The organism is Brachyspira innocens ATCC 29796, assembly GCF_000384655.1.
Lineage (GTDB): Bacteria > Spirochaetota > Brachyspiria > Brachyspirales > Brachyspiraceae > Brachyspira > Brachyspira innocens.
In genome coordinates this window covers 1-11,607 of the sequence record NZ_ARQI01000063.1, presented here as the reverse complement: position 1 = coordinate 11,607, position 11,607 = coordinate 1, and the positions used below count along the sequence as shown (strand labels likewise).

Below are 11,607 nucleotides of genomic sequence, written 5' to 3'. Positions count from 1 at the left end.
CCTATTTTAATGCTTTCATCTTCTTTTTTATCCTCTTCAAGTACATCATCTAAAGAGGACAAATCTCCTAATTTTAGACTTTCATCATTATCATCATTGTTATCTTCTCCATCATCTTTTACAGTCTCTCCTCCGTCTTCAAGTACATCATCCAAAGATGATAAGTCGCCTATTTTAATGCTTTCATCTTCTTTTTTATCCTCTTCAAGTACATCATCTAAAGAGGATAAATCTCCTAATTTTAGACTTTCATCATTATCATCATTATCTTTTTTTATTTCAATGTCTTCTACATCATCTATATCAGGAAGATCAACTTTGTTTGCTTTTGTAATTCTGTCTCTTTTATTATTAAAGTATTTTATACTATCATCATCTAATGAATCTATATCATAATCATCTATATTGAACTCTTCATCATTTACAATATTGGCATTATCATAGTTATTTATAGGAGGTTCGCTTTCATCATATATGTTTTCATCTTCATTATCTTCTTCCTCTTCTTCATTATTAGATTTATTTCTTTCAAGTAATGAAGTGGTTATTAAAAATAATGATGACAATGCTAAAAGAGCAAGTATAATATATTTTAAATATTTCTGTATAATAGGAACATTTAATTCTAATATACCTATACTAAAATTATCTATATCTTTAACTTTGCTTGAATAAAATGTAAAAGTATTATTATCAACATCAATAGTGCCAGAACTTCCAATATCTTTATCCATATATTGTGTAAGACTGTCTCTTGATATGCTGTTTATATCTATAGAAGGGTTATGATACACAACACCATTAGGAAGAACTACAAAGTTTAAGTTGTAAGATGTATTTTCAAATATTTTTTTAAATACGCTTGCAACTATATATCCTACTTCTATTCCTCTGTCATTTCTAATAGGCTTAACAAAATAAACCCCATCATAATCCTTATCAAAGAATGCTCTGGCATTAGATTTTTTATAGCTTTCCAAATCTACAGGTTTAGTTTTCACTGGAGAAGAAAATACTGATTTGCCGTCTGCTAAATATAATGCTACAGTATCAAAAGGATAGTTACCGCTTCTGAATATTGATATTATTCTGTCTCTTTCGGCTTCATCTATTCCGTTTAATATAACCTGCTGAAGTAAGTTTATAAAAGGATAGCTTTCTACTATTTTATTAAGTCTGTCATCATAGTCTTTTACGAGGCTTACTATACTGTTTTGACAAATCAAAGCATTTCTGTCAAGCTTTTTTGTATCAACATCGAATGCATCCTTTTTAAGTCCGAATACAAATGTTATAAATAAGGCAAGAACTATTATATTTATTAAAATAGATATATATACAAAGACAGATATATTACCATGTTTATCAGACATATAATCTCCTCTAAAAAACTACACTATTTTTATATTATTATTTTATTTTTTTGTTATGCTTCTTTTAGCATCTTCTTCTGCTTTGCTTATTATAGAAGAAAGCATTTTATCAAAAGCGGCAAATACATCATCTGTTCTTGATGTATCTTCTTTTTTTGTATCTTTTATATCTTTTTCTTCTTTGCTGTCCTCTTCTGAAGTTTTTATATCATCTATAGCTTTATTGTATGAATTTAATATAATCTTACTAATACCGCTTGAATCGCTTGTTTTGTAATCATCATTTTTCTTGATGAATAAGTTTTTATCTTCTTCTTTATCTTTTAAGCTGTTTATTATTATTTTTTTATTGAATATATCTTCACTGTCTATTTTTCTATATTCTAGATTATTTTCTTCTGCCTCTTTTGATATCTTATAATTATCCAAAGATAAAGTTTTAGCTATAAAGCTGTCTTGTGATTTAGGCTCAAGTTCATCATCAGATATTGACATAAATACTTCTTCTTTATTTTGTTTTTCTTCTTTATTACTATTATCTGTATCATTTACTGGTTGCTCTTCTGTATATTCTTTATTTACTATATTTTCTGATATTTCATCATCTGTTAATTCTTCTTCAATAATTGTGTCCTCTGTTAATGTTTCCTCTTCTTCTAATGTTTCTTCATTAAATGCTTCTTCGATAGCTTTTCTATGTTCTTCCTGCAATTCTCTATTTATATTTTCAAAAGCATATTCTATATTTATTTCTTTATCATTATAATTATTTAATTCTTCTAATTCTTCAGATACTGCTTTTTCTGCTATATTTTCTTCTGATGTATTTACTATTTCTGCTTCAGTATCTGTTTTGTTATTTTCTGTTTGTTCTTCTTTTTCTTTTAAATCTTCTTTTGTTATTGCAAATTTATTTTTGCATAAATTTATTTCCTCTTTGATAGAGGATACTATATTTAATATGTCTTTTCCTATATGGAACTCTTCTTCTGTTGTGTTTTCATTATTATTATTTTCTTTTATATATTCATCCGGTATTTTATAATGCACTTTTTGTATTATAGGGGGCATTTCTTCAAGAGTACTAGATTTAGGCATATCAGCTTCTACAATATTTTTGTTTAAAAGTTCATCGCTTCCTTTCACACTTTCAACATAATCTTTATTGCTTTTGACTTGCATAAGATATTTGAAGAATGCTGCTACGCCTTTTATTAAAAGCTGACAAAGAAGTATCAATAAAGCAGTGATAGCTAATACTATAAGTTCAAAGTAATTAGGATACTCTTTTCCTATCATAGAAACTGAAAGAGAATCATTAACTATAAAGCTAGGCTGTTTTTTGTAGTAGGCATATCTATTTATTACAGATGACACTTTTTCTATATTGTTTTCACCTACAGACTCTCTTACATTATATACAGAGTTTCTTGAGTCGCTTACATAAAGTCTTTTATCTGCTACCTGATAATACATAGCTATATCTGATACATAAGCATAATCATTTCTAGTAGCAACTATTATTTCACCATAAGTATTTTTTATGTATTCCATTATATAGAATGCATTTTCATTAGTAGCATTTAATACTAGAGAACCTTTTGTTTTTATTTCATTTATTAAAGTATCCTGAAGTTCCAAAGGCCATGATTTATTTCTTGATAGGTATAGATTAAGAAGCATTTTTCCTTCAGAATTAAATACAGTCATTCCTCTTAAATATGGATTTTCTACAGTCATTCTGTAATAATTGTTTTTATATTTATCTAATTGGGCTTTTGAAGCATTATTATTAGGGTTAAACTCTTTTAAAGACTCAGCAGTCTGATACATACTGTATCCTACATAATCAGATATTGACTGAGTGATTAAATTAACCTGATATTCAGATACACTGTTTCTTTTTATTTTCATTTTCACAGCTATTTTATCGATTCTTTGCATCATCATATCTAAATAATCATTTATAAATACTGATACAGTGCTGTTTTCTGGAAGAATAGTATTGCTTGCTGCACGGGCGAACATTGCTGCTATGAATATAATTAAAAATGATATCATCAAACCGAGTATAGTTTTCATTATTTGTTGCTTTTTGTTTTCATTCATAATGCTTAAGCCTTTAATAAAAATTGTTGAGTATATAAAAAACTACTATTAGTTATCGGCTAAAGCGAATTTTACTTGAAAGTTTTATTTTATGATGGGAAAGTGTAAATTGATATAAAAATACCTCCGCTGAGCCGTATACGACATAAATGCGCCTGACTTTTCGCGTCAGGTGGGTTCCTCAGAAACATGACCTTGATTTCTCAAAACCGTATCGCGATACCGGCGAGCCTATCATTAATGCTTCGCTCCAGATCCCTAATGCATTAATTTATACTGGCGCAAGAATGTACAATCGCTTAACGAGAACAGCAGAGTTGTATACAATATAAATGCTTTTTTATTATTTGTCAATACTGTAAAAAATATATTAACATAATAATTACTATTGACAAACATTTTGAGAAAAATATAATAATATTACGCTTATTTTTTATTTAATGAAGGATTTGACATGATTAAAAATATAATTTCTGATGTGGGTAATGTATTGTATGAGTTTAGTACGGGTAGTATTTTGAATGAATATATAGATGAGAGCGACAGAAAAGAGTTCTTTGATAATACTTTTGGAAGCAAGAATTGGAGTTTGATGGATAAGGGAGAAATCAGCTTTGAAGATTCAAGAAAATATTTTATAGATAAATGTCCTAAATATAAAGAACTTATCAATAAAATTTTTGATACTTCTTTAACATTATGCCTCAATAAACATCATAATAATATCAATTTATTAAAAGAATATAAAAATAAAGGATTTTCTATATATTATTTATCTAATATGCCCTCTGAAACTTTTGAGGTTTTAAGAAAAGAAACTGACTTTTTTGATAATACTTGTATTGGAGGGGTTATTTCAGCTCATATAAAAATGATTAAGCCTAATAAAGATATTTATGAATATTTTTTGAGTAAATTTAATTTGAATGCAAATGAATGTATATTTATAGATGATAATGCAGATAATGTGAAAACAGCTATAGATATGGGAATAAATGCTTTTCAGCTAAAAAAAATAGATGATATGCATACTATTTTAAAAGAAGTTTTACATAAATAATATTTTACTATATATTATTAATATGAAGTTTATAAAAAATGTATTTAATAAAATAAAGAAAAGATACGGAATAGTTGTTCCTGCTATTATTACTATATTTACATTAATTAATCTTATAGCATCTGTGTGGATAAGTAGTTTTATATATGAGCCTTCCAATATAGCAGAGCCTTTTTATGTATTTTCTGTCATTTTTTTCCCGTTTACAAGCATAATAATTGGAATTATACTTGTAATAAAGTTTATAATAGATGCCATACTTAAAAAAGAAGGTTCGCATTTAAAATTAGTTATAGTATTTATAATGGGACTTATGACTGTTATGCCAAGTATGTTTGTAAGTAAGATATCGACTTATATAATTAAAAGTAATTTAGATTTATTTTTGGATCAGAATGTTAATTCTTCAGTATCATATATAATAGATTTATCCAATATTGAAATAATCAATAAAAGAAATTATATGACAGATATTATTAATAAAGTTGGTACAAATTATTTCAATAATATATATAAAAATATTAAATCTGGGAATTTTGATTATTATAATATATATAAAAAAATAAAAGAATCAGAATATTTTAGTGATATAGTTTTTTTATCAAATTCTTATAATGGTAATAATATAATATTCTTTAATTCTGGAAATTACATACCTTTAGATATTAATTACAAACTTGATAATGATGATACTGTATTTATAAATAGTGAATATAACGGACTTTTTTATGTAAATGCTATAATTCCTTTAGCTTATAGTAATAATTATGTGATATGGTCTGAAGTTATGCCTCAAAACTATATTGAAATTAGAAATAGTGCTTTGGAGGCTTTTAGAATATATAATTCTGTTAATATGTTTGCAAATGAGTTTTCGGTAATACTTAATCTTTTATATTTATTTATATTGGGTATATCAACATTTTTTTCCATAATTCTTGGTATTGTTTTGTCAAGACTTATAACAAGACCTATAAGTTTAATACTTAATGCCACAAATTCAATAACTAATGCTGATTTTAATATAGATATGAAGCTTGGCGGTGTACATGATATGAGAAATTTGATTCATAGGTTTAATGTAATGGCTAGGGCTTTAAAATACCATAGAGATAGAGAAAATACAAGAGCTAGGCTCGAAACTTGGAGGGAGGCTGCTATAAAAGTAGCACATGAGATAAAAAATCCGCTTATGCCTATAATAATGAATGCTGAGCTTATTGAAAGAAAATTATCTGTAAATATGACAGAAAAAGATGTTGAAAGGTCAAAAAAATCTACAAATATTATAGTAAAAAATGCTAATGTAATATCGTCTTTAATAAAATCTTTTTCGGAGTTTTCTTTTGCCATTAAACTTTCTGATGAGAAGCAGTCTATTAATAGTGTAGTTGTTGAGGTAGTAGAGTCTTTTAAAAATGTAAATAATGTTAATTTTAATGTTGTTTTAAGCAAACATGACCATTTTATTAATATGGATAGAGAAAAATTTATAATGGCATTTAGAAATTTAATAAAAAATGCTGTAGAGGCTATGGAAAACTCTAAAAGCTCTATAATATATATCTCTTCATATCATGAGATAATAGATTTAAATGAATTTTTCATAGTAAGTATAACAGACACTGGAATAGGAATAGAAAGCGGAAATTTACATAAGATATTTGAGCCTTATTTTACTTCTAAAGATAAAGGTACTGGAATAGGACTTGCTACAGTTGAAAAAATCATATCCGAGCATAAAGGCACTATAGAGGTGGAATCAATAGTAGGTGAAGGTACAACATTTTTTATAAAATTTATGACAGAATTATAAAAAATTATAGAGATTCTATTTTGCTGACTAATTTAGTTATATGGGAAGTATATTTCATACAGGTTATATTTAACCTTTTAGCCTCTTTTTCTATATCCAAATCCATATTTTCATATAGGAAAAATATAGTGAACTCATCGAATTCAGGCATTTTTTGTAATTCGCTTATAAACTCTATAACATTAATCCAAACAAGATTAGGATTGAACACCAATATTCTTATACTGTATTTGTATATTTTGCTTATAAGCTCATAAAGATTTTCAGCTATAAACACTTGTATAGATGAGCTTTCAAGAGCCGCTTTTACTTTGTTGGAGCGGTTATTATCATCATCTATTATTATAGCTGAGTAATTCATAGGCAAACTCATTTAAGGTATTGATGTGCCGAGAGAGGGACTCGAACCCTCACTGAGTTGCCTCAGGCAGATTTTGAGTCTGCTGCGTCTACCAATTTCGCCATCTCGGCAATATTATATAATGATATAATATCATTTTTAATTGCTTAGATTATAAATGATACTTCATAAAAATCAAGTATTATGTTATATATTTTTTCTTTTTTTGTATATATATGTTTTATTTATTGTAAAATATGATAAAATGATCATATATGATGAGGGTTTGTTATGAAGATTACATTAGACATGTCTATATCAAAACTTCTTGACGCTTTTGACAGGGAGTTCGGCGTATCGCTTGGAATATATAAAGGGGCTCATAAATCGGATAATATAAAATTATTTGAGATATCAGACCCTAGAAAAAGTCAAAAGGCTTTTATAGTTATAAATAAAGATACAAGCGTAGAAAGTGCTGAGGCTATGTTTAGAAATACATTCGGCATAAGAGTGCAGATTAAAGATAGGAATGGAAATACAGTAAGTCAGGAAAGTACATTAGGCGGTATTAGAAAGCTCGATAAAGGTTATGTTGATGATGAAAATAATTTAGAAGATAATGATTTATCTAATGAAGACCAAGAAGAAGAGGGTAAAAAGAAGAAAAAGAAAAAAGCATATTTTCTAAAGCCTAAAACAGTAAAACATACAGTAGAAGATAAAATAAAAGAAATAGACAAATACTATTTAAACTTTCAAAGGTCTGAAAGATATAAATATATGCTTAATCTATTATCATGCATAGAAGAAGCTAAACTTGCATATCCTGATTCCAAAGAATTAACAGATCATATAGAAGATATAAAGTCAAAGTCATTAAATATATCAAATTTAAGTATAAAGAAAAGAAGATTTGCCATATTGGTATTAATTATAGTAACAGGGGTATTATCTGTAGTTGGTGTTGGAATATGGGGGTATAATCTTTATCAAAAGATAAAAAAAGATAGGGAAGCAGACAGCATAATCAAAGAAATAGATAATTTAAGAATGAGAAAAGGCTCTCTTATGGAAAGCGGCAATATATCTGAAGCTAATGCTATAGATGAAAGCATAAACTCTAAATCAGAGCGTCTTAATAGCATTAAAAATGCAGGCAGTGTGTCAATAGCCAATTATTTTTTAATAATAGCATTCTTTATGGCTGTAATAGTAGCCATATTTATATTAAGGCTTAATAAATATAATGTAACCTCCATACGTTTTGGTAAGAATACATAGTATACTTTTCAAAAGTACCTGATAATATTACATATCTATACACAAATTTTTAAGTTTGTTGCTTTTTTGTTGTTCTTTTTACTATGTATACCATACTTTACAGTACTTCATTCGGTTGCAGACTGATTTTGTCAAAGTTGATGCCAAATGTACGCTTAATAAAAGTGTAAGTTTAAAAATACTAAAAAAATAAAATAGTGTAAATATTTATTGTATTAGTTTTTGTAAAAATAAGTATAATTTTATTATGACAAAATTTACTTGATAATATATCACTATATGATATTATATACTTTAAGTGTGATGATTTTTTATTATGTATACAGAGAGGATTTTAAATGGCAAAAATTATTATACCATTAAATGAAGTAAAAGAGGGAATGAAAGTAGCCAGTAATATATATAATAGTGACGATAAAAGAATAGTTGATATTGGTACTGTAATTACAAAAGATATTATAGAAACTTTAAAAAGAAACTCTATTACAACAGTTAGTGTAATGGAGCTTTTAGACCTCAAAAAAGAGAATACTGTTAATACTGCAGGAGATGGTAAAAAAGCTGTTGTAAGAGGTTTAATTGAAGAAAACGGTAAAAAAATATTAAAAATAGACAGTGAAGAAGTTGCCAAAAAAAAGGAAATAACTATAGAAAAAACTAAATCTCTATATGAAGCTGCAAAAAACGGCGGCGGAATAGATTTTGATTCTATGAAAAAAGAAGTTAATAATATGCTTTCCTCTATAGTTGAAAATAAGGAAGCACATTCTTATCTTTCTATGTTAAAAAGAAAAGATGAAACAATGTATAAACATGCAGTTGATGTTGCTACTTTATCTGCTATTACAGCTGGAGAATTAAATTTAACTAAAGTAGATATGGCTAATATTATGCTTGGTGCTTTGGTTCATGATATAGGTAAGGTTCTTATTCAGGAGAGTCTGCTTACAAAGGTAAACCTCACTAAAGATGAGGAGGCCATATTAAAAAAACACCCAACACAAGGATATAAACTTGTAAAAAGAGATAATTTAGATGATAATATAGCAGATATTGTACTTGAACATCATGAGAAGTATGACGGAAGCGGATATCCTTTTCAAAAGGATAATAAAGATATAAGTCTTTACAGTAAAATAGTTGCTGTATGCAATACTTTTAATAATCTTATAACCAAAGGTGAACATGGTGTACCTTATACCCCTGATAAAGCCGTAAAGGTTATAATATCTCTTGCTAAAAAAGATTTTGACAGCGATGTTGTGAAGGCATTTCAAAAGGCTATAGGGTTTTATCCTAATAATACAAGAGTTAAACTATCAAATGGCTCTATAGCGAGGGTAATAGAGCAGAATCCTAATCTTCCTTTGAGGCCTGTTCTTTCTATAGTAAAACACCTTGACGGTACAGTAAGCGATGGTATGGAAATTGTTGATTTATCTACTTCTAGTGATTTATTTATTAAAGAGATAATGTAGAATATTTGTTTAATATTTTAATTTTTGCTTTTTACTTAATAATCTCACCAAATATTTTAATTCATATTTTGAGTAGAAATCTTTAACCATAGTAACTCCTCTTTTATTAAAGAAAGAGAAGTAATGATATTTTTCTAAAGTCTCTAAAAGCCTGCTGAAATGTTCTTTTTCTAATTTGAAAGCTGATGAAACTTCTTCCAAAGAGTATAGTTTATCATCATCTTTGAAATATTTATTTAGGAATTTGTTCGATTTTATTGTTACAGCAATATTATTAATAATTATTTTTATTATGAATACTATAATAAACAATATTAATAAATATTGTACTATTTTAGGCATTATTAATTAGCTTGATTAAACAAAATTAGGTTCATAAATATTTCGCCTAGTTCAGTTTTATAGTTTATGGATAATATTTTATCATTTTCTTTTTCAAGCATAGACATTTGTTCGCTCATAAGTATAGCAGGCGGAGTCATATCCAAATCTATATGTTTTGTAGAGAGATCATTAATAGCACTTCCTGCAACCATATTAACAAATTCTTTAATTGTGGCAATGAATATATCATCTATTGAAGTTATAGCTTCCATATTAAGTGCAGAAGCCAATTTAAAAGCAGTAGCTTTGCTCATATTAAACATAAGTCTTCCGCTTAAATCACCTGTAATACCTACAAAAACTATAACGCCTCCCACATGATTGGCATTTCTGTATATTCTAACATCGCCTTTTCCAACTTTGGAATTAAAGTAGCTTTTTAATATAATCACTGTACCTTTGCTGAAAGCATTTACTACATCTAAGTCAAACATATTTATAACACCATATAATTTTATTTTTATTTATTATCGGAAATGAGTATTATATTTTTAACAGTATACAGCTATTATGTAAATTATCAAGGTTAAAATATAATTATTTTACTATAAATAATATATTATATAAATCTTGACTACAAATAAAAAGAATGATATCATTAAATAAAATTATATAAAAACCGATAATCTCATGAGAGATAGAATACTTTGTTTATCTTTTATATTATTAATATTTTTATTTGGTATTTTTATAGATATTTTTTGTAAAAATAAAAATACTGATGATAAATTAATAAGTATTACAGTAAAAGGAGCTGTTGTTAATCAGGGGGTATATTTTTGCAGATATGGTGTTTCAGTAGCTGAAGTCTTAGAACTCTGCGGCGGAATGACAGAATTAGGTTATTTGCCGTTCGGATTTGATTATAATACGCCTATTACAAATGATACTGCAATCAATATACAAAAAAGGTATTCAACTATAAGAAAAAATTATGAAGAGAATTGAATAGTGGAAAAAGAGTTCGCTAGTATTTTTGAGGATAATAAAGACATCTCGCTCAATGAGTATGATATTAATAAACTTATAGAAAGAACTGTTGAAATTAAAGAGAATGAATTTCCTATAATATCTATTGGTAATACTGATAAAGACAGCCCAAAAATACGCGGTATACTAACTTCTAAAGAATATAATATACAAGAATTTAATGATGCTCAGGCAAAATCAAGCGATGATAAGTTAGATTCTTCAAGTAATGCATACACAGATGAAGAAAATAAACAATATAAAAATTTAGAAGAAAGTTTAAGCTTGTCTGAAAATGATTTAGAGGCTGCAAATCATATTGCAGATTACGAATTAGATATGTCTTCACTTTTTACAAATTCATCAAATGCTGCCGAAGTAAATGATGATGAAAAGGATAATGACAGCAAAAAGGAAGAAGATTTATTAAATGAACAAAATTATATAGTTGATAATAGATACTCCAAAGAAGAAAATGATATTTATGAAAATGCTGAAAAAGAATCATTATCAGAAGATGAATTGAATAGTATTGAAACTGTTGAAGATTTTAATTTAGAAGATTCTTTTAATAAAAATAAAAATCCTTTAGATGATGATGAAGAGTCAGAGGATACATCTGATACTGACGATATTGGAATTAAAGATTATAGTGATGAAGAACTTCTTGATGTAAATAATATATTAGAAGATGATGAGGAGCTTTCTGATGTACAAGAAGAATCTCCAGAAAATCCTTTAGATGATGATGAAGAGTCAGAAGCTGCATCAGATATTTCAGATATAGAGATGAA

Annotated in this window: 9 protein-coding genes, 1 tRNA gene and 2 pseudogenes; 6 read left to right on the top strand and 6 right to left on the bottom strand. The window is 27.0% G+C overall.

Annotation, left to right across the window (positions count from 1 at the left end; genetic code table 11):
* Nucleotides 1-1,373: pseudogene (locus tag F811_RS0101620) on the bottom strand (AAA family ATPase); the annotation flags it as partial.
* 42 nt (nucleotides 1,374-1,415) lie between these two features.
* Nucleotides 1,416-3,482: a hypothetical protein gene (locus tag F811_RS0101615; RefSeq protein ID WP_020003554.1), complete on the bottom strand. Its 2,067-nt coding sequence runs from the start codon at nucleotides 3,480-3,482 to the stop codon at nucleotides 1,416-1,418.
* Between the two features lie 454 nt (nucleotides 3,483-3,936).
* Here F811_RS0101615 and F811_RS0101610 point away from each other — a divergent pair, with 454 nt between their 5' ends.
* Entirely contained in the window at nucleotides 3,937-4,542 is a 606-nt protein-coding gene (locus F811_RS0101610; RefSeq protein ID WP_020003553.1) for an HAD family hydrolase, read from the top strand.
* A gap of 22 nt (nucleotides 4,543-4,564) precedes the next feature.
* Complete coding sequence (locus F811_RS0101605) at nucleotides 4,565-6,358, top strand: sensor histidine kinase (RefSeq protein WP_020003552.1); 1,794 nt, start codon at nucleotides 4,565-4,567, stop codon at nucleotides 6,356-6,358.
* Nucleotides 6,359-6,362: 4 nt separating this feature from the next.
* On the opposite strand, the gene F811_RS0101600 is transcribed toward F811_RS0101605, so the two are convergent.
* Nucleotides 6,363-6,719 (bottom strand): response regulator, encoded by a 357-nt coding sequence (locus tag F811_RS0101600; RefSeq protein ID WP_020003551.1) that lies wholly within the window; start codon nucleotides 6,717-6,719, stop codon nucleotides 6,363-6,365.
* A gap of 26 nt (nucleotides 6,720-6,745) precedes the next feature.
* A tRNA-Leu gene (locus F811_RS0101595) sits at nucleotides 6,746-6,829 on the bottom strand.
* Between the two features lie 160 nt (nucleotides 6,830-6,989).
* Here F811_RS0101595 and F811_RS0101585 point away from each other — a divergent pair.
* Both F811_RS0101585 and F811_RS0101580 read left to right on the top strand, forming a co-directional pair.
* Nucleotides 6,990-7,982, top strand: a complete 993-nt coding sequence (locus F811_RS0101585) for a hypothetical protein (RefSeq protein WP_020003549.1) — start codon at nucleotides 6,990-6,992, stop codon at nucleotides 7,980-7,982.
* Nucleotides 7,983-8,320: 338 nt separating this feature from the next.
* The gene (locus tag F811_RS0101580) at nucleotides 8,321-9,460 is read left to right on the top strand and encodes an HD-GYP domain-containing protein (RefSeq protein ID WP_020003548.1); all 1,140 of its coding nucleotides are present in this window, start codon (nucleotides 8,321-8,323) and stop codon (nucleotides 9,458-9,460) included.
* Between the two features lie 9 nt (nucleotides 9,461-9,469).
* On the opposite strand, the gene F811_RS0101575 is transcribed toward F811_RS0101580, so the two are convergent.
* Both F811_RS0101575 and F811_RS0101570 read right to left on the bottom strand, forming a co-directional pair.
* Nucleotides 9,470-9,802 carry a hypothetical protein gene (locus tag F811_RS0101575; protein ID WP_020003547.1) on the bottom strand — a complete coding sequence of 111 codons (333 nt, stop codon included), beginning with the start codon at nucleotides 9,800-9,802 and terminating at the stop codon, nucleotides 9,470-9,472.
* A gap of 2 nt (nucleotides 9,803-9,804) precedes the next feature.
* Nucleotides 9,805-10,278: a chemotaxis protein CheX gene (locus tag F811_RS0101570; protein WP_013114385.1), complete on the bottom strand. Its 474-nt coding sequence runs from the start codon at nucleotides 10,276-10,278 to the stop codon at nucleotides 9,805-9,807.
* A gap of 196 nt (nucleotides 10,279-10,474) precedes the next feature.
* On the opposite strand from F811_RS0101570, the gene F811_RS0101565 reads away from it, so the two are divergent.
* Together F811_RS0101565 and F811_RS0101560 are read left to right on the top strand one after the other, a co-directional pair.
* Nucleotides 10,475-10,792, top strand: coding sequence for an SLBB domain-containing protein (locus F811_RS0101565; RefSeq protein ID WP_020003546.1), 318 nt, complete (start codon nucleotides 10,475-10,477; stop codon nucleotides 10,790-10,792).
* Nucleotides 10,793-10,795: 3 nt separating this feature from the next.
* Nucleotides 10,796-11,607, top strand: a pseudogene (locus tag F811_RS0101560) (hypothetical protein); the annotation flags it as partial.